This window comes from Sphingomonas sp. TF3 (genome assembly GCF_003985085.1).
GTDB lineage: Bacteria > Pseudomonadota > Alphaproteobacteria > Sphingomonadales > Sphingomonadaceae > Sphingomonas.
The window spans coordinates 112,203-138,934 of the sequence record NZ_RWKS01000011.1 but is presented as its reverse complement, the minus strand read 5'-3'; the positions used below and the strand labels follow the sequence as shown (position 1 = coordinate 138,934).

Sequence of the window (26,732 nt, the reverse complement as noted above, 5' to 3'; positions counted from 1 at the left end):
ACAGATATAGGTAAGAGGTTTTCGCGCTTCAAGGGCCAAATTTCGGCCGAATCAGCGGAGCCTATTTCGGTCGCGCCAACGCCGGAATCATCCGCGTGAGCGTACCGTCGCGCAACACGAAATGGTGACGCAGCGCGGCACAGACATGGAGTACGATCAGCCCGACCATTGCATATCCAAGCAGGCCGTGCGCGCTATGGGCCGCCCCGCTGGCTGCCCGGGAAATCGGGAGCGCTGGTACGTCGAACACGCCCAACCACGAAAACGCGACGCCGACCGGCTTGCGCGATACCAGCATCCAGCCGGTGATCGGCAATGCCAACAGCAAAAGGTAAAACGCGCCGTGGGTGAGCCCGGCAACGGCGCGTTCCCACGCCGCCGATTTCGCGGGCGGCGGCGGCGGGCGATACACCAGCCGCCACGCCACCCGCGCGACCGTCAACACCAGCACGCACAGCCCGATCGCCATGTGAAAGGGGATCGCCCCTCTCACCCCTTCCAGCAGCGAGTCATGCAACAGCCCGATCACCAGATTGACCAAGACCAACGCGGCGACGATCCAGTGCAACCAGACCGCCCCGCGCGTATAATGGTCCAGCACGATGATCGCGCTGCGCGTCATCTTAGTCGATCAGTTGCGGGACGGGGGCCTTGCCCAATTTGACCTGACGGTCGAACACCTGCGGCAGCGTCGAGAGCGAGAACAGGTGCGCGTAGAGCAACGGCAACAGGCCCGACTTCTGAATTTTGCGCAGTTGGTCGCCACGCAGTTCGTTGAGCTTTTCCTCGTTCACCATCTGGAAGCCGCGATAGATGAACGGCTTGTCATTGCCTTCGATCTGCAGCGTAACCTCGCCTTCCATCAGCAGGTCCAGTTCGCGAAGCTCGTTCATGAAGTTCGCGGTGCGCGCACCCGCCTGCTCGAACTGCTCGTTGAAGGCGAGGATGTTCTGCACGATCTCGGTCGGCTTACCGTCGGCGAACAGCGGCTCGCCCTCGTCGAACGTGCCGATCGTCTCGCCCGTCGGGTCGAAGCACAGCGACAGTTCTTCGGCGTCGGGGCGCAGCCGCGCCAGCATGAAAGGATAGCGGCGCACATACGCGGGCACATAGACCTGATCTTCGGTCAGCTTGCCATCGTCGCCGATGAACACGTTGACGCCCTCGTTCAGGCCCATCAGCGCGATCGGGATCGCGTCGTCGCCGCTGGTGAAGACGATCGGCAGCGACCGCTGTGCCGCAACGAATTCATCCACCGTAATCGGAATGGCGTGCTGGCCGACCAGGAAAGTAGCCCGGTCCAGGGCGCGAAAACGGAAGGCAGCGTGCGCTTCGCTCGAAAGAGGCTCGAGCGCGTTGTAGAACAGCGGAAGGGATTGCGGCGCGCTGGCCATCAGAAATTCTCCATCGACTAAGATAAAGCACGCGGCTTGCTATGCCTGATGGCCGCTGGCTCTATGGTGCGCGCGGCGTTTCTGCAAGGCCGAGCAATTTGCCGGGATTCATCAATCCCTGCGGATCGAGGCCCGCTTTGATCGCGCGCAGCGACGCCAGGCGCGCGGGCGAGGACAAACGCTCCAATTCCGCCCGCTTCATCTGTCCGATACCGTGTTCGGCCGAAATCGAACCACCCGCTGCAACCACCAGATCATGGACGAATCGCGTTACGTGCGGCGCATCCTCCCCATACCAGCGGGTTGCGTCGGCCCCCATTGGAGCGCGGACGTGGAAATGCACGTTGCCGTCGCCCAGATGCCCGAACGCCGTGGCGTGTGTGCCGGGGAAGCGCGCCTCGGCGGCGGCGGCAGCCTCGACCATGAAACGCGGCATCGTCGCCACCGGGACCGAGATATCGTGCTGCACCGCTGGTCCGCTGGCCCGTTCAGCCGCAGACAAGGAATCGCGGATGCGCCAGAACGCTTCCGCTTGCGCTTCCGATGCTGCGATCGTCGCATCGGCAACCAGGCCATCGGCCATCGCGGCACCCAGTTCCCGCTCCAGCAATATGGCGGGCGATTCGGCTGCGGCATTGGCGGTTGTCGCCTCGATCAGCACGTGCCACGCATGCTGCCCGGTCAACGGCGCACGTGTGCCGGGAATGTGGTCGAGGACCAGCGCCAGCGAATCGCCCGGGATGATCTCGAAACTTTCGATCGAATCGCTTGTGCGCTCGAGCCGCCGCAGCAAAGCCAGCGCCGCCTCGGGATCGGGCACCCCGGCCCACGCCACCGCCCGCTGCAGCACCGCCGGATAAAGGCGCACGGTCACCGCCGTGATGATGCCGAGTGTCCCCTCGGCCCCGATCAGCAGATGGTCGAGATCGTAGCCGCGATTATCCTTCTTGAGGGCAGCCAGCCCGTCGAGAATCTGCCCGTCCGGCAGCACCGCCTCGACCCCGGCAACCAGCCCGCGCATGGTGCCAAAACGCAGTACCTGCGTGCCACCGGCATTGGTCGACGCCAATCCGCCAATCGTGGCACTGCCGCGCGCGCCAAGCGTGAGCGGAAAGCGCAAGCCATGCGCGGCGGCGGCGGCGTGGAGATCCGCCAGAATCACCCCGGCCTCCACCACCGCCAAGCCGGCGGCCGGATCAATCGACCGTATGCGATTCATCCGCCGCAAGGACAGGATCAGCGCCGACCCGTCGGAAGGGGGCGTAGCGCCGCCCACCATCGACGTGTTGCCCCCCTGCGGCACCAACGGCACCCGATATTCCGCGGCGAGGCACATTATATGGGCGACGCCCGCGGTACTATCCGGCGACAAAATCGCGGGAGTGCGGCCGTGAAAACGCCCGCGCCAGTCGGTCAGCCACGGCGCGATGTCCTCCGCGTCCGTCGTCACCGCCTTTGCCCCCAGTACCGCCTGGGCTGCGTGGATGACCTTTTGCTGGGCGGCGGTGGCATTGCCGGTCGGGAATGGGGCATTCATCATTCTTTTGCCCTACCATCCGCATGGTCAGACGCCAATTCATCCGGCATTCAACCATTCACGGTAACGCTGGCCTTTATCTTTATGCCCAACTTCGCCCTTCCCGCTTCATTGCTCCTTGCGCTCGCGTCGACCAGTTCGGCCGCGATGGCGCATAGCGATGGCGTTGCGCTGGCCCAGTTGACCATTCACCAACGCATCATAATTCGCATTCCACGCGTCCTCGGCGGGCCTGCGTCTCGGCGTTCGGAACCCGCACCACCCCGCGTGACGGAGAAAAAAGGGCCGAAATGCGTGGCTATGGCAGCGGTGGAGGGTGCGCTTATCTCGGGCGACGACAGCGTTGATCTGATCCTCATCGACGATACGCGATTGCGCGCGCGGTTCGACAACAAATGCCCGGCGCTCGATTTCTATTCGGGCCTTTACCTCAAGGCCACACCCGACGGCATGGTCTGCGCCGGACGAGACTCGATTCGCGCGCGATCGGGCAGCGCCTGCCGAATTGACACTTTCAAGCGTTTGATCACCAGGAACAAGTAGAACGTCCGCGTTTACCTTGACATTTCGCCCCTGATCGGCAAGCGCTTTTCAACCGTTCGCGGGCGCTTCGCCCGGGCGCTTTTTCCGGATACCGCATGACTTTTGCCGATCTCGGCCTTTCCGACGAACTCCAGCGCGCCGTCAACGAGTCCGGCTATACCGAGCCGACTCCGATCCAGGCGAGCGCGATCCCCTCTGTGCTGATGGGCAAGGACTTGGTCGCCATCGCGCAGACGGGCACGGGCAAGACCGCCGCCTTCGTGCTGCCGATGATCGATATTCTCGGTGAGGGCCGATCGCGCGCGCGGATGCCACGCTCGCTGATCCTCGAACCGACGCGCGAACTGGCCGCGCAGGTCGCCGAGAATTTCGAGAAATACGGCAAATATCACAAGCTTTCGATGGCGTTGCTGATTGGCGGCGTCTCGATGGGCGACCAGACCGCCGCGCTCGAAAAGGGGGTCGATGTCCTCATCGCGACGCCGGGTCGCTTGATGGATCTGTTCGGGCGCGGGAAAATTTTGCTCACGGGCTGTTCGATGCTGGTGATCGACGAGGCCGACCGGATGCTCGACATGGGGTTCATCCCCGATATCGAGGAAATCTGCACCAAATTGCCCAAGACGCGGCAGACGTTGCTGTTCTCGGCAACGATGCCGCCGCCGATCAAGAAGCTGGCCGACAAGTTTCTCGACAATCCCAAGACGATCGAGGTCGCGCGGCCCGCGACCGCCAACGTCAACATCAAGCAGTGGCTGGTCAACGTTTCCGCCGCCAAGAAGCGCGATACACTGATCTCGCTGTTGCGGGCGGAAGACGTGCAGACCGGTATCATCTTCTCCAACCGCAAGACCACGGTGCGCGAACTAAACAAGGCGCTGCAGCGCGCGGGCTTTGCCTCGGGTGAGATCCATGGCGATATGGAGCAGGCGCAGCGCATCGCCGAGCTCGATCGTTTCAAGAAGGGCGAGATCAAGATCCTCGTCGCGTCCGACGTCGCGGCACGCGGCATCGACATCAAGGGCGTCAGCCACGTTTTCAACTATGACGCGCCGTGGCACCCCGACGATTATGTCCACCGCATCGGTCGTACCGGGCGCGCGGGCGCGACCGGCATCGCCTTCACCTTCGCGACGCCCGACGACGCCGAAAACATCCAGAACATCGAAAAACTGACCGGTCTGAAGATCGAGCGCTACGAGACCGGCACCGCCCCCGCTGCCGACGACACGCCAGAAGCGCCGCGCGAAGCTGCCCCGAAAACACGCCGCCGTCCCAAGGCTGCCGCGAAGGTCGCGGTGCCCGTCGTTGAAGCGGAGGAAGCGCCATCCGAGGTCGACCGCCCTGCCCGCCCGCCACGTCCGCCGCGCGCCGAACGCCCGGCGCGAGAGGCACGCGCACCGCGCGAAGATCGCCCCGCCCGTACCAGCCGCCCGCCGCGTAGCGCGCCCGCCGAGCGCGCAGAACCGCTGGAGCCAATCGATGCGGTCGACGATGGCGGTTGGAACGGCCCGATGCCGAACTTCCTGCTGGCCAAACTGACGCTGACCGACTGAGCGTGTCCACCGCCGCGCGGCGGTGGACACGCTATCCGGCGGTGGAGTGCGGCCGTTACGCCGCCGATGCCGGTGTCGGTGTCGGCATCAGCGCGTTATCGATCTCGTTCGCCCGCTGATAGGCAGGCCGCTCCTGCACGCGCGCAAGATAGTCCTCAAAGGCCGCGCGCTTGGGCAGCGATCCGAATTGCACGCCCCAGGCCACTTGCGACCCGGCATAGACATCCGCTGCCGTAAAGGTGTCGCCCGCGAAATAGCGATGCGCCGACACCGCCTTTTCCAACGTATCGACTGCCAGATCGTACGATCCGTACCCCGCCATGCGTTGCTGCGAATCGGTCGGCGTCACGCCAAGCGACCGGTTGGTGATCGCATGTTCGAGTGGCCCCGCCGCGAAGAACAGCCAGCGATAATAGTCCGCCCGCGCCGTCGTCGGCGGGGCCAGCCCGGCCTCGGGAAAGGCGTCGGCGAGATAGGCGCAAATCGCGGCGCATTCGGTGACGACATGCCCGTGATGGACGATCGCGGGCACTTTCCCCATCGGGTTGACCGACAAATACGGCTCCCCCTTCATCGTCGTGGCATAATCGAGCAGCACCGTTTCATAGGGTGCGCCGACTTCCTCGAGCATCCAGCGCGCGATCCGGCCGCGCGACATCGGGTTGGTGTAAAAGGTCAGGTCTGCCACGATCATTCTCCCCCAGATATCGCCCAGCGATTCTTCGGAACATTAGTGGAACGAAAGTCCCCTACCCGTCAAGATGCTGGTGCAGAAACGCGACCGTCCGCTCCCACGCCAAGTCAGCGGCGGGCTTGTTATAGCGTTCAGCCGAGGTGTCGTTGTTGAAGGCGTGATCGACGCCGTCATAGGTATATGCAGTCACGTCCTTGCCCGCCGCCTTCAACGCGGCAACCCACGGCACGCCCGTAGCGGCAACGCGCGCATCCTTGCCCGCATAATGCAGCAGCAAGGGGGCTGCGACCGCCCCCGCCTCGGCCGGATCCGGTGCCGGGCCATAATAAGCGACACCCGCCGCCAACGCGTTGCCCGCCGCCACGGCAACACGATTGACCAGCGCCCCGCCCCAGCAAAAGCCGATAATGCCAACCTTGCCGTTCGCGCCCGGCTGCGCCGACATTGCGCCGATCGTGGCGACGGCTTCCCCGGTGATCGCGGTAAGGTCAGCCTTGCCAATCATGTCGCGGGCGAGGTTCTCGTCGACGGGAGTGCCACCCTGGTCGCTCAGAAAATCGGGCGCAACCGCCTGAAAGCCGGCCAGCGCCACACGCCGGGCGACATCTTCGATATGCGGGGTCAGCCCGCGATTTTCATGCACGACAATAACGACGCCAGCGTGTTTCGCATCCTTGGGTGCCGCGAAATAGCCGGTCAATTGCTTGCCCGGCCCGATCGCATAGGGACCTTTACGCGTCACCAGCGCCGGGTCATCGGGCTGGGTGATCGAGGCAGCGGCGGGCGAGGCCGCAATCCCGGCGATCAACACTTCGGCAGCAGCGACCGATCCGACCAGGCCGACCATTTCGCGCAACAGGGCGCGGCGGTCGCGATGCTCATGCGTGAAGGCGTCGTAAATCTGGATAGCGCGATCGCGGATATCGGGCATGAGCATTCCTCAAACGATTCGCCCCCCGGCACTTCGCCAAGCTACCCCGTCAAACCGCGCGATACCACCACACACCGTCCTCGATCGTCTTCACCGCGCGCCCTTCGACCTCCAGCCGCCGGACATGCGCCAGCGCTTCGCCCGTCGCCATGCCGAGCATGTCGGGCCCGATCGCGCGCCGGAACAGCCGCCCGAAACAGTCGATCGCGCGGCGCGGTTCGGCCAGAAACACTTCCAGTTCGTCGAGCCGCTCGCGATGTTCGCGGTCCATCGCATCGAGCCGCCCGTGCAAGCCGGTGAACGGATCGCCATGTCCCGGCAGCACCAGCACATCGTCGGGCAATGCCTTCAACCGCGCGATCGAGTCGAACCATTCGCCCAGCGGATCGGCCGCAGGCTCGGTCACACCGAGCGAAACATTCGGGCTGATCCGCGGCAACACCTGGTCGCCCGAGATCAGCACCTTGCCGACGGGATCGTACAGACAGGCATGTTCGGGACTGTGCCCCGACCCGACAACCACCTGCCACTCGACCGCGCCGATCAGCCGCGTATCGCCATGCTGGATGCGGGTATAGCCGAGTGGCAGCGGCGTGACGATCCGGCGGAACCCCGCCCAGCCACGCTCGCTGGCATGGGCGATCTGCGCATCGTCCCACCCCGCCGCGCGCCAGAAGGCGACCATCTCGCCCGGCACCGCATCGCGCGCGTCGGCGACCAGCATCCGCGCGGTCAGCCATTCGCCGCGCGTCATCACCAGGGGGCAACCATGCGTGTCGCACACCCAGCCGGCGAGCCCGATATGATCGGGGTGGAAATGCGTGCCGATCATCTGCGTTACCCGCACACCCGCCAGCGGCCCGTGCCGCAAAGCCTCCCACGCCGCGCGTGCCTCGGGCGTGTTCATGCCGGTATCGACCAGCGCCACGCCTCTCGCATCGTCGAGCAGCCAGCAATTGACATGCTTGAGCGGTCCCGGAACGTGCAGCCGCACCCAGCCGATGCCGGGGGCCACACGCATCACCGTGCCGGGCGCTGGCTCGGCCCCGCCATACGGATAGGTCAGCCCCTTATGGCTGGTCGGGACGAAGCTCTGCTCGACCGGGACGGCCGCCTCTGCAATGGACATGCGATCGGTTAGCGCGGGGTGCCGTACCAAGTCACGCATTTCCTCAGGCAAGGAGCGTCGCCTCCTCGCCCAGCAACAGCCGCAGCACCTCGTCGGGCGATTCGAACATGATGTCCGGATTCAGCCGCGCCAGCCCGTCGCGATTGGCATAACCCCACAACACCGCGCCCGAACAGATGCCGACCTTCTTCGCCGCCACCACGTCGCGCGTCTCGTCGCCGATCGAGATGACATGCTCGATCGCCACCTTGCTCTTGCGCAACACCCGGCGATAGCGCGGTGCCTTGCCGAACAAGGATGCGCCGCATTCGAACCATTCGATCAACGCGGCATTTTCGGGGCCAAGGATGGCACGGGCATTATGCTCGGCATTTGAAGTGACCAGCGCCATGCGCACGCCATTGTCCGCCAATTGCCGCAGCAGCGGCGTAACGCCCTCGAACAAGGCGATCCGGTCGGTCTGTTCGGCCAACAGGCGATGGAGGTAGCGCCCGATCTTGGGCAATTTCCAGCGCGGAATGCCGAGATGGCGGATCACCTCCCCCGAGGTGCGCCCGCGCAAGGACGCAACCTCCTCGGGGGCGACCTTGCGGAACTTGAACCGGTCGGCGAGATGATCGGCGACCGACAGGAACCAGTCCCCGCTATCGGCCAGCGTTCCGTCGAAATCGAAGATCACCAAACGATAGCGCGGATCGGACATGGTCACCTCAGCGCGATTGCGAGGAGCGGCGATGGCCGCGCTTGCCGTCATCCCCCTGGGGAACCGGTGCGCTGCGAATGGTCACCAGCTCCGCTCGTGTCGCCGCGCCGTCCTTATTGGTGTCGAAACGGTCGAACAGGCTCGAAAACTGCGCCTGCAATTCGGCGAGCGTGATGCGGTTGTCGCCATCGCTGTCGATGGCGAACGGGCTCGGCAGCGCATTGCGATCCCCCAGCCATTTGAGCGCCCAGTCGCTATAGTCGATATAGCCGATCGAGCCCTTATGCGCGCTGTCGGCATCGGCGAAGCTGCGCGCGATACAGGCACTGAGCTCGGCGCGGGTGGTGCGCCCGTCGCCGTCACTGTCGCACGCGGCGATGAGCATTGCGGCCGGCTCGACCACGATCGTCGCGGCTGGCTGACGGGCTGGCGGGGGAGTGACGACGGGTACGGTTTGCGCCGACAGCGGGGCAGCAAGCGCAAGCAGCAAGACCGAACCGGCGCGCATCACGTCTCCTTCGTCGGCAACAACAGACTGGCATCGCCATAGCTGTAGAATCGATAGCCGTCTCGCACCGCATGGGCATAGGCCGTTTGCATCTGCTCGGTGCCCATCAACGCGCTGACCAGCATGAACAAAGTCGATCGCGGCAAGTGGAAATTGGTGACGAGGCCGTCGATACCGTTGAAGCGGTAGCCGGGCGTGATGAAGATCGCGGTGTCGCCCTCGAACGGGCGAATCACCCCGTCGGCACCGGTTGCACTCTCGATCAGGCGCAGACTGGTGGTGCCGACCGCGATCACGCGCCCGCCACGGGCGCGCACCGCGTTGAGCCGGTCGGCGGTGGCGGCATCGATGCGTCCCCATTCGGCGTGCATCTTGTGGTCGAGCGTATCGTCGGCCTTGACCGGAAGGAAGGTGCCCGCCCCGACGTGTAGCGTCAGCGTGGCGTGCTCGATGCCTGCCTCCCCAAGCTTCGCCATCAGCGCGGGCGTGAAGTGGAGCGCCGCAGTCGGAGCCGCCACCGCGCCTTTTTCGGCAGCGAACATCGTTTGATAATCGTCGGCATCCTGCGCGTCCGCCGGGCGGCGCGCGGCGATATAGGGCGGCAGCGGCATGCGTCCGGCGCGTTCCAGCAGCAATTCGACCGGCTCCTCGCCCACGAAATCGAGCGCGAAGCTACCATCCTCGCCGCGATCGCGCGCATAAGCGGTGACACCGCTGCCGAAATCGATTTCGTCGCCATCGCGCAGCCGCCGCGCATTGCGGATGAAGGCGCGCCAGCGCCGCGGCCCCTCGCGCTTGTGCAGGGTCGCACCGATCCGCGAATCGCCGCGCGTCCCCTCCAATTGCGCGGGGATCACGCGCGTGTCGTTAAACACCAGCATGTCGCCCGCGCGCAATGCGTCGGGCAGATCGCCCACATGGCGGTCGAGGAGGGCATTCCCCTCGACCACGAGCATTCGGGCGCTGTCGCGCGGCGACGCCGGGCGCAGTGCGATCCGCTCCGGCGGCAAGACAAAGTCGAACAGATCGACCTTCATGACGGTACTCCCCCCCGTCGTGGCAGGTATCAGCGGCTCAGGCCGCCTTTTTCTTCGGCGCTGCCTTGGGTGCGGGCTTCAGCACCGGCTGGCTCGGCGCGAGCGTAGCCGGGGCAGCGACTGGAGCGGGCGGCGGCGGCGGCGCATAAGCGGGGGGATTGTCCGCCGCGATATAAGCATGGAGAATCCGCGACGGGTGCACCGGCGGCTCACCGCGCGCGATCGCATCGACATAGTCCATGCCCGAGATGACCCGGCCGAACACAGTATATTTGCGGTCGAGCTTCATTGTCGGACTGAACACGATGAAGAACTGGCTGTTGGCGCTGTTTTCGGCCTTGGTCACTTCCTCGACGGTGGCACCCTCGGCCGATCCTTCGCGCGCCGCCGACACCGCGCCACGCACATGTGGCAGCCAGTTGAACTCGGCTGGCACGTTGGGCAGCGTCGATCCACCGGTGCCGTCGCCCTTCGGGTCGCCGGTCTGCGCCATGAAGCCTTCGATCACGCGGTGAAACAGCAGCCCGTCATAGAAATGCTGGCGGGTCAGCGTCTTGACGCGCTCCACCATCTTGGGCGCGGCATCGGGGCGCAGCCAGATGACCACACGGCCACCGGTCGACAGGTCGAGATAGAGCAAATTCTCCGGGTCGCTCGCCGAGGGGATATCGGGCCGCCCAACGGCGGTGACGACAGCGCTCTTCGGGTCCGGCTTCTTTTTGGCGGCAAAGGCGGGCCCAGCGACGAACGCGAGGATGAAGACCAGAAGGGTGGTAACGAAACGCATCATTTCCCCGCGAAAAACTCGGTGTGGACCCGCGCTTAGACCAAGTCGCCGCTTGCGCCAATCTGAACGTGGCGCGCGAAAGCGACCATATTAGGGCTGAGTGCCCTTGCGGCCGATCTTATCGACCCGTGCGGCAAGTTCCGCCGCCACGGTCGGGCTGACGAAACGATCGATCGGGCCGCCATAAAGCGCGATTTCCTTGACCAACCGGCTGGCAATTGGCTGCAACGAGACATCCGCCATGAGGAACACCGTCTCGATACGCGGGTTGATCGCCCGGTTCATGCCCGTCAGCTGATACTCATATTCGAAATCCGTCACCCCGCGCACGCCGCGCAAGATGATGCTCGCGCCCTGCGCCGCCGCGAAGTCCATCAGCAGCGAATCGAAGCCGACAACGCTGACCCCCGCGATCCCTGCGGTCTCGCGCTCCATCATGGCGATCCGTTCGGCATCCGAGAACATCGGCGATTTGGAGGCATTGGTGGTCACGCCGATCACCAGCCGGTCGACCAACGCCGCGCCCCGCCGGATGACGTCCATATGCCCCAGCGTCACCGGATCGAACGTACCCGGATAGACCCCGGTGCGGATCGTCAACGGTCGCGCTCGAGCGTGAAGCGCGCAATGTCGCGCAACAGATCCGCCTCGGGGCCAAAGGCATGGAGATGTTCGATCGCCTGATCGACCAGCATCCGCGCTTGTTCGCGGGCACGATCGAGGCCGAGCAGCGACAGGAAGGTTTCCTTGCCCGCGCCCTCATCCTTGCCGAGCTTCTTGCCGACTGCAGCCTCGTCGCCCTCGACATCGAGGATGTCGTCGGCAATCTGGAAAGCGAGCCCCACGTCACGGGCATAGCCGCGCAAGCCTGTGCGCCCTTCGGGTGGCACCTTGGCGAGGATCGCGCCCGCTTCGACCGAACAGGCGATCAGCGCGCCGGTCTTCAGCGCCTGCAATCGCGTGACGGTCGGCAAATCGAAGGTCGATTTCTCGGCCTCCAGATCCATTGCCTGTCCACCCGCCATGCCCGCCGGGCCCGCTGCGCGTGCCAGATCGAGCACAAGTTCGCTGCGCACGAAGGGGTCGGGATGCGTGCTCGGGTCGGCCAGAATTTCGAAGGCCAGCGCATGCAGCGAATCGCCTGCCAGGATCGCGGTCGCCTCGTCGAACGCGCGATGGACGGTCGGCTTGCCGCGCCGCATGTCGTCGTCGTCCATCGCGGGCAAATCGTCATGGATCAGGGAATAGACATGGATGCACTCGATCGCCGCACCCGACCGGCCGACCGCATCCCGGTCGAGATTGAACAAGCGCCCGGTCGCGAACACCAGCAGCGGGCGCAGGCGCTTGCCCCCGCCAATCGCGGCATGGCGCATCGCCCGATACAGGTTGGCCCGCGGATCCTCGGGGATCGCCAGAAACTGGTCGAGCCGGCGATCGATATCGGCACCGACTTCGGACAAAGCTGCGGCAAGCGTCAGGGACGAAGCGGTCATGCCCTCAACCCGCGGCAAAGGGCTGCGTGCCGATGGCACGCCCCTCGCTGTCGGTGCGGATCGCCTCGATCCGCGCCTGGGCCGCATTAAGCCGCTCGTCACAGCGACGGCGCAATTTGTCCCCGCGCTCATAGAGCGCAATTGCCTGGTCGAGCGGCGCATCGCCACTCTCGAGCCTCGCCACGATCCCCTCCAATTCCTTTAACGCCGCTTCGAACGACAGCTCTTCGATCGCTATATCCATTTGTCAGCTATGCGGCAGGCGAGTGTTTGGGGTCAAGGATACGCTAGGGCCGCAATGCGTTTGTCGTGCAATTCGCAATAAGGAACTTCCCGCATGTTCACCAGCATCGATCCGGCAACCGGAACGCCAGGCCCGTCTTACCGCGAGCTGACCGGCGATGAGATCGAAACCAAATTGACGCGGGCACAGGATGCTTTCCAGGAGTGGCGCGTCACCGATTACGCCACGCGCACCGCCCTGCTCGAGCGAATCGCCGAGCAGTTCGATGCCAACACCCGTCGCCTCGCCGAGATCGCGACGCGCGAAATGGGCAAGACGCTGAAATCGGCAATCGCCGAGGTCGAGAAATGCGCGGCGGGATTCCGCCATTATGCGCAGGAGGGCCCGGCGATGCTGGTGCCGAGTCCGGTCCAGGGAGGGACCGCGACCTGGCACCCGATGGGTCCGGTGCTGGCGGTGATGCCGTGGAATTTCCCCTATTGGCAAGTCGTCCGCTTTCTCGCGCCGACGATCATGGCGGGCAATGTCGGCCTGCTGAAACACGCCTCCAACGTGCAGGGCGTCGCCGCTGCGATCGAGGAGATGGTGATCGCCGCCGGAGCCCCTGTCGGCCTGTTCCAGAATTTGCCGATCAAGTCGGACAAGGTCGCTGCCCTCATCGCCGACGACCGCATCGTCGCGGTCACGCTCACCGGCAGCGAGGGCGCGGGCATGAAGGTCGCGGAGGCGGCGGGCCGGGCGCTCAAGAAGGTCGTGCTCGAACTGGGTGGCTCGGACCCGTTCATCGTCATGCCCTCCGCCGATCTCGATCTCGCTGCCAAGACCGCAGTGACCGCGCGCATCCAAAATACCGGCCAGTCGTGCATCTGCGCCAAGCGCATGATCGTTCACGCCGACGTGTATGATGCTTTTCTCGAAAAATTCTCGGCCGGGATGAAGGCGGTTGTCGCGGGCGATCCGATGGACGCCGCGACCGACATGGGCCCCTTGTCGAGCGACGCACAGCTTCAGACTGTGCTGGACCAATTGCAGATGTTCCGCGAGGCCGGTGCCAAGTTGCTGTTCGGCGGAGAGCCCTTGCCCGGCAAGGGGGCCTATCTGTCGGCGGGGATCCTCGTCGACGTGCCCGCCGACCATGCCGTCGCGCAGGAGGAGGTGTTCGGGCCGGTGGCAATGCTGTTCAACGCCGACGACATCGACGCTGCCATTGCCCTCGCCAATGCTGTGCCATTCGGCCTCGGCTCCTCGGTCTGGACCAACGATCCTGCCGAGCGAGCGCGCTTCGAACGGGATATCGAGGCCGGGATGATCGCAGTCAACGCAATGCTGGCTTCCACGCCGGGAGCACCGTTCGGCGGCATCAAGCGCTCGGGCCACGGGCGTGAATTGGGGCCCTATGGGTTGCACGAGTTCATGAATTTGAAGACGGTGATCGGCTGAGCCCCGCCGTTTCCTCCCCTCCCTGGAAAGGGAGGGGAGGAAAGCAGTGTCGACCTCCCCTCTTCCCGGATCAATCCAGCGTCAGTACGATCTTCCCGACATGCTCGCCCGCCTCCATCCGCGCATGCGCGGCGGGGGCTTCCGCGAGCGGGAAGGTGCGGTCCATCACCGGCTTCAGTCGTCCCGCCTCCACATGCGGCCACACCGTGCTGTGCAGTTCGTCGGCAACCAGACTCTTGAACGCCGTATCGCGCGGGCGCAGCGTCGATCCGGTCAAAGTCAGCCGCCTCCGCATGATGTCGAAGATAGGAATCGTCGCCATCAATCCGCCCTGCACCGCGATCGAGACATGGCGACCATCCTCGGCCAGGCATTTCAAGTTGCGCGGCACATAATCGCCGCCGACCATGTCGAGCACCGCCGCGCAGCCCTTGCCACCGGTAATCTCGGCGACGCGCTCGACGAAATCCTCGGTCTTGTAATTGATCGCATGCGCCGCGCCGAGCGCGACCGCCGCCGCGCATTTGTCGTCCGAGCCAGCGGTGACAATCACCTCCAGCCCGAAGATCGCGCCCAAGGCGATCGCCATCGTGCCGATACCGCTGGTGCCGCCATGCACCAGCACGGTATCGCCCTCGGTCGCATATGCGCGCTCGAACAAATTGGTCCACACGGTGAACAATGTCTCGGGCAAGGCCGCCGCCTCAACCATCGACAGCGCGTTGGGCACTGGCAGCACCTGCCCCGCCGCGACCGCGACATATTCGGCATAGCCGCCGCCTGCCAGCAAAGCACACACCGGCTGACCGGTCATGTCGATCGCAACATCCGCCCCTTGCGCGACGATCGTGCCCGACACCTCCAGCCCCGGGATCGACGGTGCGCCCGGCGGTGGCGCGTAACCGCCCTTGCGCTGCAGCACATCCGGCCGGTTCACACCCGCCGCGACGACGCGGATCAACACTTCATCGGCCCGCGGCACAGGCACCGGGCGCTGCACCACGCGCAGCACATCGGGCCCGCCCGGCACGTCCGGGTCGATCGCTCGCATCGTTGTCGGAATGCCGTCCATCGCTCGTGCGCCCTGTTTTGCTTTGCGCGCCTTATTGACATGGCGCGCCGCCGGGTCAACGATCCTGCCTATGGACCTCGACGAGATTCTCCCGAAACGCGCGGGCGATCCGCTCGCCGCGCTGATCGTACAGGACCTTGACCCGCTGTCGGTCAAGGAACTGGAAGCGCGCATCGTCGCGCTGGAGGCGGAAGTGGCGCGCACCCGAGCAAAAATACAATGCGCGGTTAACCATCGGGCAAGCGCGAACGACCTATTCAAGTCATGAGGGGTTTCGTCGCGGGGCCGAGGAAATGCCGCGACGTGTTTCAAGTGCTTGATGCGGGCGTCCTGCCTTCCGACATAGCAGGAAAGGGCCGCCCGTCTTTCGTGGCCCGCATGGAGTAAATACAGATGCCATCCTTCGCCTCCGCGCTGGAAACCACGCTGCACAAGGCCTTAGAGGCCGCGTCGTCGCGCCGGCACGAATATGCCACGCTCGAGCACTTGCTGCTTGCCCTGATCGACGATGAACATGCCTCCAAGGTGATGCAATCGTGCGGGGTCGACACCGCCGAGCTGACCGCAACCGTAAAACACTATCTCGATACCGAGCTTGAGGCGCTGAAGGTCGATGCCGCCACCGACCCCTCGCCCACCAGCGGCTTCCAGCGCGTCGTCCAGCGCGCGATCCTCCACGTCCAGTCCTCCGGCCGCGACGAAGTGACCGGCGCGAACGTGCTGGTCGCGCTGTTCAGCGAGCGCGAGAGCTATGCCGTCTATTTCCTGCAGCAGCAGGATATGAGCCGTCTCGATGCCGTCAGCTTCATCAGCCACGGCGTCGGCAAGGGCACCGCTGCCCCCGAAGCCGCCCCGCCCAAGGGTGTCGATGAGGAAAAGCCCCAGAAACCTGGCGAGAAGGGCAAGAGCGAAAGCGCGCTCAAGCAATTCTGTGTCGATCTCAACGAGAAGGCCAAGAAGGGCAAGGTCGATCCGCTGATCGGTCGCGGCCCCGAGGTCGATCGCACCGTGCAGATCCTCTGCCGCCGGTCCAAGAACAACCCGCTGTATGTGGGCGATCCCGGCGTCGGCAAGACTGCCATCGCCGAGGGCCTGGCGCGCAAGATCGTCGAGGGCGAAGTGCCCGAGGTGCTGTTGCCAGCGGTCATCTATTCGCTCGACATGGGCGCGCTGCTCGCCGGCACGCGCTATCGCGGCGATTTCGAAGAACGGCTGAAAGCGGTCGTCACCGAACTTGAAAAGATGCCCGACGCGATCCTGTTCATCGACGAAATCCACACCGTGATCGGCGCGGGTGCGACCAGCGGCGGCGCGATGGATGCGTCGAACCTGCTCAAGCCTGCCCTTTCTGGCGGCACGATCCGCTGCATCGGCTCGACCACGTACAAGGAGTTCCGCAACCACTTCGAGAAGGACCGCGCGCTGCTGCGGCGCTTCCAGAAGATCGACGTCAACGAGCCGACGATCGAGGATACGGTCAAAATCCTGACCGGGTTGCGTTCGGCGTTCGAGGAGCATCACAAGGTCAAATACACCCCCGACGCGATCAAGTCGGCGGTGGAACTGTCCGCGCGCTACATCAACGACCGCAAGCTGCCCGACAAGGCGATCGACGTGATCGACGAAGTCGGTGCGATGCAGATGCTGGTGCCGCTCGCCAAGCGCAAGAAAACGATCACCTCACGTGAAATCGAGGCGGTGATCGCGACGATGGCGCGCATCCCACCGAAATCGGTCTCGACCGACGATACCAAGGCGCTCGAATCGCTCGAAACCGATCTGAAGCGCGTGGTGTTCGGGCAGAATGCGGCGATCGAAAAACTCGCCTCGGCGATCAAGCTGAGCCGGGCTGGCCTGCGCGACCCCGAAAAGCCGATCGGCAACTATCTGTTCACCGGCCCGACCGGCGTCGGCAAGACGGAAGTTGCCAAGCAACTCGCGCAGATCATGGGCATCCCGCTCCAGCGCTTCGACATGTCGGAGTATATGGAACGGCACTCGGTCAGCCGACTGATCGGTGCGCCTCCCGGCTATGTCGGGTTCGATCAAGGCGGTCTGCTCACCGATGCGATCGACCAGCAGCCGCATTCGGTGCTGCTGCTCGACGAGATCGAGAAGGCGCATCCCGATCTGTTCAACATCCTGCTGCAGGTGATGGACAATGGGCGCCTGACCGACCAGCACGGCAAGACGGTCGATTTCCGCAACGTCATCCTGATCATGACGACCAATGCGGGTGCTAGCGACATGGCGCGCGAGACATTGGGCTTCGGCAACCTCACCCGCGAGGGCGAGGATGAGCAGGCGGTACAGAAGATGTTCACGCCCGAGTTCCGCAACCGTCTCGATGCAATCGTGCCGTTCGGCTATCTGCCGACCGAAGTCGTGGCCCGCGTGGTGGACAAGTTCATCCTCCAGCTCGAGCTGCAACTGGCCGACCGCAACGTCCACATCAACCTCGACGACGAGGCCAAGACGTGGCTCACCGCCAAGGGCTATGACAAGCTCTACGGCGCGCGCCCGATGGGCCGCCTGATCCAGGAAAAGATCAAGCAGCCGCTCGCCGAGGAATTGCTGTTCGGCAAGCTGGTCCATGGCGGCGAGGTGACGGTGAAGATGAAGGACGGCGCGCTGTCGTTCGAGATTACGGCCGCCCCGCCCAAGAAGCCCAAGAAAAAGGCGGCCGCCAAGATCGACAAGGATACCACGACGGCCAAGTGACCAAAACCGGCGGGTCGGCAGGAGTGCCGACCCGCTTTTTTCAATCATACTGCGGATTTCATGCGGGGCGGAGCGCCGCCGCCTTCGGTTCTGGCTCTTGGCGATCCCTGTGCGGCGCGGCGAAATCGCCCTTCGCAACAATTTTTTGTCCTTTACGCTCTGTTTGGGTTCCTGGGCGTAGGGAGCACGCATGTGCCGCGTGCTTTTATCCAGTCTCCTTGCAGTGATGTTGACGCTCTTTGCATCGGCGGCGCATGCTGAGCGACCGGGCGATACGCTGCCGGTCTGCGTCACCCGTGCGCAAACGGGCATGACCCCGCTCCGGCTTTTCGCCGGCAAGACCGCGTTTGATTGCGTTTCTCCGCAAAGCGTTTTGCCCGGTGGCGACTATTGGGCGATTTCCTCGCCGGTCCACCGCACCGGCCCGCTTGCGATCCAGGTCGCCAGCCTTTGGCAAAAACGCATTACTTTCTATGCACTGTATGCCGATGGAACGGTCGTCTCCGCGTCGCTCGACCAACACGGGGCCGCGCGCCACCTCCAGCTCGGGGCGATTATCGAACAGTCCTTGCCCGAGCGCAACGCGCCGCTGTTGCGCGTGCTTTGGCATATCGAGGGGACTGGCAACATGCGCGGAATCTTGCGCGGCGCGCGGATCGTGAATCCGCAACAAAGCGTCGGCGCGAATTTGAAGATGGCGGGGCTCTACGGGGGCTTTGCCGGTCTCTGCATCGCGTTGCTCACCTATAATCTGGCGCTATGGGTGGCGCTTCGCTATCGGTTCCAGCTCGCTTACTGCGCGATGGTGACGGCGCTGCTGCTCTATGCGCTCTCGTCCTCGGGTGCCCTGGCCTGGGCCTGGCCTGATCTCGCCAATAACGACCGGATACGGATAAATTATCTTACGCTCGGCATTGCCGCGGTCGCCGCGTTCGCGTTTGCCCGGGCCTTTTTCGAGCCGCGCGTGTTCGGCGGATATCTCGGCCGGTTGGCGACGGTCGCTTCCGGCATAATGACGGTTGCGACGCTAGCCTTCGCTGTGTTCGCTCCGATCGCACCCTATCTCACCGACCGCGCCTACACCTATGCTTTTCTAGCGCAAATGGGGGTTGCAGGACCAATTCTGTGGCGCGCATGGCGCTTGCGCAGCGACTATCTTGGAATGTTCGTTCTGGCCTGGGGTGCGCCGATCACGCTGGCATGCCTGCGGGCGTTCAGTTCGCTGGGGCTGATCGGCTGGAGCTTCTGGCTTGATAATTCGACGCTGGCTTCGATGACGATCGAGGCGCTTCTGTCGAGCATTGCGGTTGCCTATCGCATCCGCATGCTGAGCCGCGAACGTGATGTGGCGCGCGAACGCGAGATCGCCGCACTGCTGCTCGCCGACACCGATTCACTGACGGGATTGCTCAACCGCCGTGCCTTTCTGACCGAAGTTATCGGACGGTCCGGCGAGCAGACCTTGCTGATCGCCGACCTCGATCATTTCAAGCGCGTCAACGAAACGATCGGCCATGACGGGGGGGATGAGGTATTGCGGGTCTTTGCCCGTACGCTCCGCGAGTCGGTCCCACCGGAGGCGCTGGTGGCGCGAATCGGCGGTGAGGAATTTGCAATCGTTGCCCCCGCCGATATCCTGATCGAACCGCGCGCCATCCTGGAGAAACTGCGCGCCGGGCGCATGCCGTACGATGTGACCGTGACGGCGAGCATTGGCACTTGCACGGGCCCGCTGTTGCGCGAAGTCGACTGGAAGGCGCTGTACGCGTGTGCCGATCGTGCGTTGTTCGAAGCAAAGTCGGCAGGACGAGACCGCGTACGCGGTCGCCATTTGCCCGATCGCTGGGCAGCCTGACACGATTGGCGGACTTTCTTGCTCCGAATCGGAATTACCGATAGAATCGGGATGCAAAGGGGCTGAGCATGCGCAATCGCCGCATCACGATCGGAATCGTCGCAGCCCTCGCGCTGATCGCGGTCGTGCGCCACCCGAGCGCCGATATTCAGATTTTGACGCATGACGCTACGGATCGTGCGCCGCATCAGGTAAAGGCGGCCCTTGACCTTGGGCTAGTGGCCATATCGGTGCTCGTGACCTGGACCGGAACGCATATTTCCTGACGCTTGCGGCGCACGAAAAGGCTGCTTACACCCCTGTCAATGATCTCCGCTGAAGCCGCCTGGCACCAATCCTACCGTCATCCAACCCCTTGGGAGAGCACCTTTCCTGCGCTCTCGATGGTGGAATTGTTCGAGCGCTCGGCGCAGGCCGCGGGCAAGGCTCCGCTGATCGATTTCCTCGGTCGGCACTTCAGTTATGCCGAGACGCTGGACGGGGCCAACCGCGTTGCGGCGGGCCTGCAAGCCTTGGGATATGGTCCGGGGGACCGGATCGGCCTGTTCCTGCCCAACGTGCCGCACTATCTCGCGGCCTATTACGGCATTCTCAAGATCGGGGCGACCGTCGTCAATTTCTCGCCGCTTTATACGGTGGCGGAGTTGGAGCATCAGGTCGCGGATTCGGGAACGCGCGTGCTGTTCACGCTTTCGGCCAGCGCGCTGCTGCCGACCGCGCTCAAGGTGCTCGACGGAAGCGGTCTGGAGCGCTTGATCGTCGGATCGATCGCCGGGGCGCTGCCGAGTGCGAAATCGATTCTGTATCGCCTGTTCAAGCGCGCCGAAGTCACGCCGCGCCCGCACGACCCGCGCGTCATCGCCTTTTCGCAGCTCATCGCCAATGATGGACGGCACACACCTGCGACGATCGACCCCGAACGCGACGTTGCGCTGATCCAATATACCGGCGGCACCACCGGCGTGCCCAAGGGTGCCGCGCTGACGCACCAAAACCTGTCGGCCAATGCCCGGCAAGTGATGGGGATCGACCCGCACCCCGGCCCGCCCGACCGCATCCTTGGCGTGTTGCCGCTGTTCCACGTCTTCGCCAATACCTGCGTGCTCAACCGCACCGTGCTCAACGGCGGCTGCATCGTGATGCTGCCACGCTTCGAGGCGGGGGCTGTGCTGGCCGCAATCGGCCGTACCAAGGCGACCGCCCTGCCCGGCGTGCCGACCATGTATCAGGCGCTGCTCGACCATCCCAAGATCACGAGCACCGATTTCTCCTCCCTGCGCATCTGCATTTCCGGTGGTGCGCCGCTCGCCGCCGAATTGAAGGCCAAGTTCGAAAAGGTCACCGGGGCCGCCGTGGTCGAAGGCTATGGGCTGTCGGAAAGCTCGGGCGTGCTGTCGGCCAACCCCTATGAGGGCGAAGGCAAGACCGGGACGATCGGCCAGCCCATTCCCGGCACGCGGCTGCGGCTGGTCGACAAGGCCGATCCGACGCAGGATCCGCCCGCCGGCGAGCCTGGCGAAATCGTCGCAATGGGCCCGCAAATCATGCAAGGCTATTGGCACCGCCCGGATGCCGATGCCGAGGTGTTCCTGACGACCGACGAAGGCCGTTGGCTGCGCACCGGTGATGTCGGCACGATCGACGCCGACGGGTTCGTGCGGATCGTCGATCGCCTTAAGGACATGATCGCGGTGTCGGGGTTCAAGGTCTTTCCGAGCCAGATCGAGGCGGTGCTGCATCACCATCCGGCGGTAAAGGAAGCAATGGTGATCGGCCTGCCCGACCCGTATCGCGGCGAGCAGCCGCGCGCCTATGTCACGCTGAACGATGGTGCCGATGTTACGCCGGAGGCGCTGCGCGACTGGCTCAATCCGCAGCTTGGCCGGCACGAACGCGTCGACGCCGTCGTGATCCGCCTGACCATGCCAAAGACGATGATCGGCAAGCTCAGCCGCAAGGATTTGATTGCCGAGGTGAAGGCGGAGGGCGATCCCGCTCCTTCCGCATAAGAAGCGAACTGGCCCGAACGGATCGGATCCCCTAATGACCGTTGGAGACGATCCAAGGGGCGCGCGGGCAATGGCCAATCTGATCCTCCACGAAGATCCCGTTTCGGGGAATTGCTACAAAATTCGCCTGACGGCGGCGCATGTCGGCATTCCGCTCGAGCGGCGCAGTTACAACATTCAAAAGGGCGAAACGCGCACCGCCGCCTTTCTCGACGGTGTGAACCCCAATGGCCGCATTCCGGTGCTGCAGATCGGCGACGATTTTCTGCCCGAAAGCGGTGCCGCCTGTCTGTATCTCGCCGATGGATCGCCGCTGATCCCGCACGACCGCTTCGACCGCGCCGACATGCTGCATTGGATGTTTTGGGAACAATATAATCACGAGCCCAATGTCGCGACGCTGCGCTTCTGGCGCGCCTTCATTGGCGAAGACCGGCTGAGCGATTTCCAGCGCACGCTCATCCCCGGCAAACAGGCGGCGGGCGAAGCCGCGCTGGCGCTGATGGACGCCCACCTTGCGCAAACGCCCTTCCTGGCGGCCAGGCGCTTCACCGTCGCCGACATTGCACTCTACGCCTATACGCATGTCGCCGAGGACGGGGGCTTCGTCCTAAGCCGCTATCCGGCGGTCACGGCATGGCTGGCTCGCGTCGCAGAACAACCCGGACACGTGCCCATGTGACAGTTGCGTGAAGGTCCACGATTCCGATTGTAACATTCCGTCGCCATAGCTGGAGATCAGCCAAAGGTTTCGCGAAGGTTTCGACGCTATGGACGCTGTGACCAAGATTGCCATGGACGGTCTTTCGGGCGGGACGATTGCCGATTTTGCGGACTTCGCCAACTCGCACCCCGCCATTCCCGAGCGCGCGACCAGCGAACGCCGCCGTTATCGCACGATCTGGATTTCGGACATCCATCTCGGGACGCGCGGCTGCAACGCCGATATGCTCATCGACTTTCTCGACCATGTCGACAGCGAGCGAATGTATCTGGTCGGCGACATCATCGATGGTTGGCGGCTGAAGAAGCGGTTCTACTGGCCCGCCGCGCATAACGATGTGGTGTGGCGTCTGCTGAAGCGCGCCAAGCGCGGCACCGAAGTGATCTACATCCCCGGCAACCATGACGAGGTGATGCGTCAGTTCACCGGGCTCGATTTCGGCGGCGTCGCGATCCGCCGCAAGGCGATCCATGAAACCGCCGACGGTCGCCGTTTGTTGGTGCTGCATGGCGACGAATTCGACGCAATCACACTGGCGCATCGCTGGCTGGCGCATGTCGGCGATGTGGCGTATGAATTCATGATGGCTCTCAACCGCTGGGTGAATGCGTATCGTCGCTTCTTCAACTTGCCGTATTGGTCGCTGTCCAAGCACGCCAAGGCCAAGGTGAAGAACGCCGTGCAGTTCATCTCCAACTTCGAAGAGATCGTCGCGCAGGCCGCCGGTTCGCGCGGCGTTGATGGCGTGGTCTGCGGCCACATTCACACCGCCGAATTCCGCGATATCAACGGAATTGAATATTATAACGACGGTGACTGGGTGGAGGGTTGCACCGCCCTGGTCGAACATTTCGACGGACGGATGGAGTTGCTCCACTGGGCCGACGAAATCGCCGCGCGGGCAAAAGCCCGGTCCGTGGCGAAGATCGAGATGATGGCGGCCTGACCGGCGTGCGCATCGCGATCGCCACTGATGCGTGGAGCCCCCAGGTCAATGGAGTCGTGCGCACGCTGCAGGCCGTGCGCAGAGAATTGGAGCGCCAGGGGCATGAAGTCCTGATCGTCTCGCCCGATCTGTTCTATTCGCTGCCCTGCCCGACCTATCCCGAGATCCGCCTGGCCTTTGCCAGCACGGCGACCGTCGGCAAGATGCTTGCCGACTTTGCGCCGAATGCGATCCATCTGGCGACCGAAGGGCCCGTCTGCCTGGCGGCGCGGCGCTGGTGCCTGACGCGCGGCTTTCCCTTCACCACCGCCTATCACACGCAATTCCCCGATTATGTTTCGGCGCGCACCGGCGTGAACCCGGAATGGGTGTGGCGCTATATTCGCTGGTTCCATTGGCCGGCCCAATCGATCCTCGCCTCGACACCGTCGATCGCGGCAACGCTGAAGTCGCATGATCTCACCAAGATCCGGCATTGGGGGCGCGGCGTCGATCTGTCGATCTTCGGCCCGCATCTCGCGCCGCTTGCCGCTATTCAGGCGCTGAAGGACGCAGGCAAGGGACCGGTCCAGCTTTATGTCGGCCGCGTCGCGATCGAGAAGAATATCGAGGCGTTTCTGACCTCGAGCCATCCCGGCACCAAGGTGGTGGTGGGCGACGGCCCGGCGCGCGCCGCGCTGACCGCGCGCTTCCCCGACGCGCATTTCCTGGGGCCGTTGTTCGGCGACGATCTCGCTGCCGCTTACGCTTCGGCCGATGTGTTCGTGTTCCCCAGCCGTACCGACACATTCGGGCTGGTGATGATCGAGGCGCTGGCGTGTGGCACGCCCGTCGCGGCATTCCCGGTGACCGGGCCCGTCGATGTGCTCAATCCTGCGGTTGGGGCCATGCACGAAGATCTCGACACCGCGATCGCCACCGCGCTCACGCTCGATCGTACCGCCTGCGCGGCCTATGGCCAGACCTTCACCTGGGAAGCGAGTGCCCGACAGTTTCTCGGTGCCCTGGTCCCGGTCGATCATCCCGAGGCAATCGCAGCGTAAGGAGGAAAGCGACACGCTTGCCCTCCCCCAAGAACCGCTCTACACTGTTGTCCAGAATAAGCGGCCGCTCCGAAAGGGGCGGCCCTTTCCGTTTTTAAGGAGTTTTCCGTGGCCCAGCCGCTCATGCCGCACGCGACCGCGTCCTGGCTCGTCGACAATACATCGCTCAGCTTTGAGCAAATCGCCGAATTTTGCGGCCTGCATATCCTGGAAATCCAGGCCATCGCCGATGACACCGCCGCGACCAAGCTGACCGGTCGCGACCCGATCCGCGCGCACGAACTGACCCAGGCCGAAATCGACAAGGGCCAGGCCAACCCCGATTATCGCTTGCAGATCCTGAAGGGGCCCGAGCAGGTTCGCCGCACCAAGGGGCCGCGCTACACGCCGGTGTCGAAGCGGTCGGACAAGCCCGACGGCATTGCCTGGGTGATCCGCAACCATCCCGAGATCAGCGACGGCGCGATCAGCAATCTGATCGGCACGACGCGCACCACCATCGCCGCGATCCGCGACCGCAGCCACTGGAACATCGCCAATATCACGCCGAAGGACCCGGTGACGCTCGGCCTGACCACGCAGCGCGAGCTCGACGCGGCTGTGTCCAAGGCGGCCAAGGCGGCAGGTCTTGAAGCCCCGGTCGATACCCGATTGGAAGGCGACCGCGAGGCCCTGATCACCGAGCTGCGCGCGCAGCGCGACCAGCTTTCGCGCGACGCCGAAGCGGCTGAGCATGGCGAAACCGCCAAGCCCGCCGAGCCCACTGCCGAGACGCTGTTCAAGCGCTGAAAACCTTCTCCCCTCCCGGGAAGGGAGGGGTTGGGGGTGGGTTGCTCTCGGGGGAGCGCCGCGCTCTCCTCATGCCGACCCACCCCCGGCCCCTCCCTTCCCGGGAGGGGAGGAAGCAAGATGACCCAACCGCCCCGTTTCGCCTTCACCATTCACGCCACCGACGGCAAAGCCCGCACCGGCGAAATCGCGATGCGCCGGGGCACGATCCGCACGCCCGCCTTCATGCCGGTCGGCACAGCTGCCACCGTCAAGGGCGTGAAACCAGCCGACGTCCGCGCCGCCGGTGCCGATATCATCCTTGGCAATACCTATCATCTGATGCTGCGCCCCGGAGCCGAGCGCGTGGCGCGCTTGGGCGGGCTGCACGGCTTCATGGGCTGGGATCGCCCGATCCTGACCGATAGCGGCGGCTATCAGGTGATGAGCCTCAGCGACCTGACCAAGCGCGACGAGAGTGGCGTGACCTTCAAGTCGCATCTCGACGGCACCCGCCACACGCTCAGCCCCGAACGCTCGATCGAAATCCAGCGGCTGCTCGGCTCAGATATCGTCATGGCGTTTGACGAACTGGTGCCGACCACCTCGACGCCCGAAGTGCAATCCGCCGCGATGGCGCGCTCGATGCGCTGGGCCAAGCGCAGCCGCGATGCGTTCGACGGCGGCGGTGCCCATGCCGAAAATGCGGCGATCTTCGGTATCCAGCAAGGCGCGCTAGACCAGACACTGCGCGGCGACAGTGCGGCGGCGCTGATCGACATCGGCTTCGACGGATACGCCGTCGGCGGCCTCGCGGTTGGCGAGGGACAGGAGGCGATGTTCGGCTGCCTTGATTTCGCGCCCGGCCAATTGCCCGTCGACAAGCCGCGCTATCTGATGGGCGTCGGCAAGCCGACCGACATTGTCGGCGCGGTCGAACGCGGGATCGACATGTTCGATTGCGTACTGCCGACGCGCTCGGGCCGCACCGGCCAGGCCTTTACGCGCAGTGGCCCGCTCAACATCCGCAATGCGAAGTTCGCCGAGGACACAGGCCCGCTCGACCCGACCTGCGCCTGCCCGGTGTGCGCGACCTGGAGCCGCGCCTATCTGCATCATCTGGTGCGATCGGGCGAAATGCTGGGCGCGATGTTGATGACAGAGCACAACCTTTGGTTCTATCAAGCGCTGATGGCCGATCTGCGCCGAGCGATTGCCGAAGGACGGCTCAAATCCTTCGCCGATACGTTCCGGCAAGAGTATCGAAGCCAGAGCGAGAGGGACCAATGAGCGAAATCAACGAAATCGAAGCCGCCGCCCGCGACCATAAGCGCGTGCGCGATGCGGCTGAAGCCAAGTCGGAAAAAGGCGGCAATTGGCCGCTCGCCCCGATCGCGATCGGCGTCGGCGTGGGATCGGCGGCGTTGGCGGCGGTCTTGCTCTATGTGAACCGGCCCAAGAAGAACTAGCGCACTCCTCTGCCACCGGTGTCTCCCCTCCCTGGAAGGGAGGGGAGATAAAGCGGCAGTGTCCCACCCGATTGACACGCCCCCTGCCTCCGCGACACAAGAGCGCGTGCGCTTCCCTCCATCCGG

Annotated in this window: 28 protein-coding genes; 14 read left to right on the top strand and 14 right to left on the bottom strand. The window is 64.4% G+C overall.

Annotation, left to right across the window (positions count from 1 at the left end; all coding sequences use genetic code 11):
* Positions 1-61 precede the first annotated feature (61 nt).
* The 3 genes from EJC47_RS11975 to EJC47_RS11965 form a co-directional block, all read right to left on the bottom strand.
* A complete protein-coding gene (locus EJC47_RS11975) occupies positions 62-622 on the bottom strand; it encodes a cytochrome b (protein WP_126847912.1) in 561 nt (186 codons plus the stop codon).
* Between the two features lies 1 nt (position 623).
* Positions 624-1,394 carry a SapC family protein gene (locus EJC47_RS11970; protein WP_126847910.1) on the bottom strand — a complete coding sequence of 257 codons (771 nt, stop codon included), beginning with the start codon at positions 1,392-1,394 and terminating at the stop codon, positions 624-626.
* 61 nt (positions 1,395-1,455) lie between these two features.
* Positions 1,456-2,931 carry an FAD-binding oxidoreductase gene (locus EJC47_RS11965; RefSeq protein WP_126847975.1) on the bottom strand — a complete coding sequence of 492 codons (1,476 nt, stop codon included), beginning with the start codon at positions 2,929-2,931 and terminating at the stop codon, positions 1,456-1,458.
* On the opposite strand from EJC47_RS11965, the gene EJC47_RS11960 reads away from it, so the two are divergent.
* The gene (locus EJC47_RS11960; RefSeq protein ID WP_249340850.1) at positions 2,887-3,474 is read left to right on the top strand and encodes a hypothetical protein; all 588 of its coding nucleotides are present in this window, start codon (positions 2,887-2,889) and stop codon (positions 3,472-3,474) included. The genes EJC47_RS11965 and EJC47_RS11960 overlap by 45 nt on opposite strands.
* 95 nt (positions 3,475-3,569) lie before the next feature.
* Positions 3,570-5,030, top strand: coding sequence for a DEAD/DEAH box helicase (locus EJC47_RS11955; RefSeq protein WP_126847908.1), 1,461 nt, complete (start codon positions 3,570-3,572; stop codon positions 5,028-5,030).
* A 55-nt stretch (positions 5,031-5,085) separates the two neighbouring features.
* Here EJC47_RS11955 and EJC47_RS11950 read toward each other — a convergent pair whose 3' ends face one another.
* From EJC47_RS11950 to EJC47_RS11905, 10 genes are all read right to left on the bottom strand, one after another.
* Positions 5,086-5,724, bottom strand: coding sequence for a glutathione S-transferase family protein (locus EJC47_RS11950; protein WP_033966047.1), 639 nt, complete (start codon positions 5,722-5,724; stop codon positions 5,086-5,088).
* 55 nt (positions 5,725-5,779) lie between these two features.
* Positions 5,780-6,655, bottom strand: coding sequence for a dienelactone hydrolase family protein (locus EJC47_RS11945; RefSeq protein WP_185867652.1), 876 nt, complete (start codon positions 6,653-6,655; stop codon positions 5,780-5,782).
* 49 nt (positions 6,656-6,704) lie between these two features.
* Entirely contained in the window at positions 6,705-7,784 is a 1,080-nt protein-coding gene (locus tag EJC47_RS11940) for an MBL fold metallo-hydrolase (protein WP_126847901.1), read from the bottom strand.
* A gap of 43 nt (positions 7,785-7,827) precedes the next feature.
* A complete protein-coding gene (locus EJC47_RS11935) occupies positions 7,828-8,487 on the bottom strand; it encodes an HAD hydrolase-like protein (protein ID WP_033966048.1) in 660 nt (219 codons plus the stop codon).
* 7 nt (positions 8,488-8,494) lie between these two features.
* Complete coding sequence (locus EJC47_RS11930) at positions 8,495-8,995, bottom strand: EF-hand domain-containing protein (RefSeq protein ID WP_185867651.1); 501 nt, start codon at positions 8,993-8,995, stop codon at positions 8,495-8,497.
* Positions 8,995-10,032 (bottom strand): tRNA preQ1(34) S-adenosylmethionine ribosyltransferase-isomerase QueA, encoded by a 1,038-nt coding sequence (gene queA, locus EJC47_RS11925; protein WP_126847899.1) that lies wholly within the window; start codon positions 10,030-10,032, stop codon positions 8,995-8,997. Before queA ends, EJC47_RS11930 begins: the two co-directional genes overlap by 1 nt.
* Positions 10,033-10,069: 37 nt before the next feature.
* On the bottom strand, positions 10,070-10,819 hold the full coding sequence (locus tag EJC47_RS11920) for a peptidylprolyl isomerase (protein WP_171010523.1): 750 nt from the start codon (positions 10,817-10,819) through the stop codon (positions 10,070-10,072).
* 90 nt (positions 10,820-10,909) lie between these two features.
* Positions 10,910-11,413: a pantetheine-phosphate adenylyltransferase gene (gene coaD, locus EJC47_RS11915; protein WP_171010524.1), complete on the bottom strand. Its 504-nt coding sequence runs from the start codon at positions 11,411-11,413 to the stop codon at positions 10,910-10,912.
* A gap of 2 nt (positions 11,414-11,415) precedes the next feature.
* A complete protein-coding gene (locus tag EJC47_RS11910; RefSeq protein ID WP_033966036.1) occupies positions 11,416-12,315 on the bottom strand; it encodes a polyprenyl synthetase family protein in 900 nt (299 codons plus the stop codon).
* 4 nt (positions 12,316-12,319) lie between these two features.
* Entirely contained in the window at positions 12,320-12,559 is a 240-nt protein-coding gene (locus EJC47_RS11905) for an exodeoxyribonuclease VII small subunit (protein WP_033966035.1), read from the bottom strand.
* 93 nt (positions 12,560-12,652) lie between these two features.
* Between EJC47_RS11905 and EJC47_RS11900 the strand changes: the two genes are divergently transcribed.
* On the top strand, positions 12,653-13,999 hold the full coding sequence (locus tag EJC47_RS11900; protein ID WP_126847894.1) for an NAD-dependent succinate-semialdehyde dehydrogenase: 1,347 nt from the start codon (positions 12,653-12,655) through the stop codon (positions 13,997-13,999).
* A gap of 70 nt (positions 14,000-14,069) precedes the next feature.
* Here EJC47_RS11900 and EJC47_RS11895 read toward each other — a convergent pair whose 3' ends face one another.
* Positions 14,070-15,071: an NAD(P)H-quinone oxidoreductase gene (locus EJC47_RS11895; RefSeq protein WP_185867650.1), complete on the bottom strand. Its 1,002-nt coding sequence runs from the start codon at positions 15,069-15,071 to the stop codon at positions 14,070-14,072.
* A gap of 70 nt (positions 15,072-15,141) precedes the next feature.
* Here EJC47_RS11895 and EJC47_RS11890 point away from each other — a divergent pair, with 70 nt between their 5' ends.
* The 11 genes from EJC47_RS11890 (at position 15,142) to EJC47_RS11835 (ending at position 26,606) form a co-directional block, all read left to right on the top strand.
* Positions 15,142-15,339 (top strand): DUF1192 domain-containing protein, encoded by a 198-nt coding sequence (locus EJC47_RS11890; protein WP_033966031.1) that lies wholly within the window; start codon positions 15,142-15,144, stop codon positions 15,337-15,339.
* 125 nt (positions 15,340-15,464) lie between these two features.
* Positions 15,465-17,792, top strand: a complete 2,328-nt coding sequence (gene clpA, locus EJC47_RS11885) for an ATP-dependent Clp protease ATP-binding subunit ClpA (protein ID WP_126847892.1) — start codon at positions 15,465-15,467, stop codon at positions 17,790-17,792.
* 226 nt (positions 17,793-18,018) lie between these two features.
* Positions 18,019-19,647 (top strand): GGDEF domain-containing protein, encoded by a 1,629-nt coding sequence (locus EJC47_RS11880; protein ID WP_260591559.1) that lies wholly within the window; start codon positions 18,019-18,021, stop codon positions 19,645-19,647.
* Positions 19,648-19,715: 68 nt separating this feature from the next.
* Positions 19,716-19,913 (top strand): hypothetical protein, encoded by a 198-nt coding sequence (locus tag EJC47_RS11875; RefSeq protein ID WP_126847888.1) that lies wholly within the window; start codon positions 19,716-19,718, stop codon positions 19,911-19,913.
* Between the two features lie 39 nt (positions 19,914-19,952).
* Positions 19,953-21,656 carry a long-chain-fatty-acid--CoA ligase gene (locus tag EJC47_RS11870; protein ID WP_126847886.1) on the top strand — a complete coding sequence of 568 codons (1,704 nt, stop codon included), beginning with the start codon at positions 19,953-19,955 and terminating at the stop codon, positions 21,654-21,656.
* A 70-nt stretch (positions 21,657-21,726) separates the two neighbouring features.
* The gene (locus tag EJC47_RS11865; RefSeq protein ID WP_126847884.1) at positions 21,727-22,338 is read left to right on the top strand and encodes a glutathione S-transferase family protein; all 612 of its coding nucleotides are present in this window, start codon (positions 21,727-21,729) and stop codon (positions 22,336-22,338) included.
* Positions 22,339-22,426: 88 nt separating this feature from the next.
* The gene (locus EJC47_RS11860) at positions 22,427-23,326 is read left to right on the top strand and encodes a UDP-2,3-diacylglucosamine diphosphatase (RefSeq protein WP_010404191.1); all 900 of its coding nucleotides are present in this window, start codon (positions 22,427-22,429) and stop codon (positions 23,324-23,326) included.
* Positions 23,327-23,331: 5 nt separating this feature from the next.
* Positions 23,332-24,369 carry a glycosyltransferase family 4 protein gene (locus EJC47_RS11855; RefSeq protein WP_126847882.1) on the top strand — a complete coding sequence of 346 codons (1,038 nt, stop codon included), beginning with the start codon at positions 23,332-23,334 and terminating at the stop codon, positions 24,367-24,369.
* 108 nt (positions 24,370-24,477) lie between these two features.
* The gene (locus EJC47_RS11850) at positions 24,478-25,158 is read left to right on the top strand and encodes a DUF1013 domain-containing protein (RefSeq protein WP_033966017.1); all 681 of its coding nucleotides are present in this window, start codon (positions 24,478-24,480) and stop codon (positions 25,156-25,158) included.
* A gap of 120 nt (positions 25,159-25,278) precedes the next feature.
* Positions 25,279-26,427 (top strand): tRNA guanosine(34) transglycosylase Tgt, encoded by a 1,149-nt coding sequence (tgt, locus tag EJC47_RS11840; protein WP_126847879.1) that lies wholly within the window; start codon positions 25,279-25,281, stop codon positions 26,425-26,427.
* The gene (locus EJC47_RS11835; RefSeq protein WP_126847877.1) at positions 26,424-26,606 is read left to right on the top strand and encodes a hypothetical protein; all 183 of its coding nucleotides are present in this window, start codon (positions 26,424-26,426) and stop codon (positions 26,604-26,606) included. Before tgt ends, EJC47_RS11835 begins: the two co-directional genes overlap by 4 nt.
* The last annotated feature ends 126 nt before the right edge of the window (positions 26,607-26,732 follow it).

Bases quoted from the DNA above. Each gene is read 5' to 3' on its own strand.
- EJC47_RS11975 (WP_126847912.1), bottom strand. From the start codon at position 622: ATGACGCGCAGCGCGATCATCGTGCTGGACCATTATACGCGCGGGGCG.
- EJC47_RS11970 (WP_126847910.1), bottom strand. From the start codon at position 1,394: ATGGCCAGCGCGCCGCAATCCCTTCCGCTGTTCTACAACGCGCTCGAG.
- EJC47_RS11965 (WP_126847975.1), bottom strand. From the start codon at position 2,931: ATGAATGCCCCATTCCCGACCGGCAATGCCACCGCCGCCCAGCAAAAG.
- EJC47_RS11955 (WP_126847908.1), top strand. From the start codon at position 3,570: ATGACTTTTGCCGATCTCGGCCTTTCCGACGAACTCCAGCGCGCCGTC.
- EJC47_RS11950 (WP_033966047.1), bottom strand. From the start codon at position 5,724: ATGATCGTGGCAGACCTGACCTTTTACACCAACCCGATGTCGCGCGGC.
- EJC47_RS11945 (WP_185867652.1), bottom strand. From the start codon at position 6,655: ATGCCCGATATCCGCGATCGCGCTATCCAGATTTACGACGCCTTCACG.
- EJC47_RS11940 (WP_126847901.1), bottom strand. From the start codon at position 7,784: ATGTCCATTGCAGAGGCGGCCGTCCCGGTCGAGCAGAGCTTCGTCCCG.
- EJC47_RS11935 (WP_033966048.1), bottom strand. From the start codon at position 8,487: ATGTCCGATCCGCGCTATCGTTTGGTGATCTTCGATTTCGACGGAACG.
- EJC47_RS11930 (WP_185867651.1), bottom strand. From the start codon at position 8,995: ATGCGCGCCGGTTCGGTCTTGCTGCTTGCGCTTGCTGCCCCGCTGTCG.
- queA (WP_126847899.1), bottom strand. From the start codon at position 10,032: ATGAAGGTCGATCTGTTCGACTTTGTCTTGCCGCCGGAGCGGATCGCA.
- EJC47_RS11920 (WP_171010523.1), bottom strand. From the start codon at position 10,819: ATGCGTTTCGTTACCACCCTTCTGGTCTTCATCCTCGCGTTCGTCGCT.
- EJC47_RS11910 (WP_033966036.1), bottom strand. From the start codon at position 12,315: ATGACCGCTTCGTCCCTGACGCTTGCCGCAGCTTTGTCCGAAGTCGGT.
- EJC47_RS11905 (WP_033966035.1), bottom strand. From the start codon at position 12,559: ATGGATATAGCGATCGAAGAGCTGTCGTTCGAAGCGGCGTTAAAGGAA.
- EJC47_RS11900 (WP_126847894.1), top strand. From the start codon at position 12,653: ATGTTCACCAGCATCGATCCGGCAACCGGAACGCCAGGCCCGTCTTAC.
- EJC47_RS11895 (WP_185867650.1), bottom strand. From the start codon at position 15,071: ATGGACGGCATTCCGACAACGATGCGAGCGATCGACCCGGACGTGCCG.
- EJC47_RS11890 (WP_033966031.1), top strand. From the start codon at position 15,142: ATGGACCTCGACGAGATTCTCCCGAAACGCGCGGGCGATCCGCTCGCC.
- clpA (WP_126847892.1), top strand. From the start codon at position 15,465: ATGCCATCCTTCGCCTCCGCGCTGGAAACCACGCTGCACAAGGCCTTA.
- EJC47_RS11880 (WP_260591559.1), top strand. From the start codon at position 18,019: ATGTTGACGCTCTTTGCATCGGCGGCGCATGCTGAGCGACCGGGCGAT.
- EJC47_RS11875 (WP_126847888.1), top strand. From the start codon at position 19,716: ATGCGCAATCGCCGCATCACGATCGGAATCGTCGCAGCCCTCGCGCTG.
- EJC47_RS11870 (WP_126847886.1), top strand. From the start codon at position 19,953: ATGATCTCCGCTGAAGCCGCCTGGCACCAATCCTACCGTCATCCAACC.
- EJC47_RS11865 (WP_126847884.1), top strand. From the start codon at position 21,727: ATGGCCAATCTGATCCTCCACGAAGATCCCGTTTCGGGGAATTGCTAC.
- EJC47_RS11860 (WP_010404191.1), top strand. From the start codon at position 22,427: ATGGACGCTGTGACCAAGATTGCCATGGACGGTCTTTCGGGCGGGACG.
- tgt (WP_126847879.1), top strand. From the start codon at position 25,279: ATGACCCAACCGCCCCGTTTCGCCTTCACCATTCACGCCACCGACGGC.
- EJC47_RS11835 (WP_126847877.1), top strand. From the start codon at position 26,424: ATGAGCGAAATCAACGAAATCGAAGCCGCCGCCCGCGACCATAAGCGC.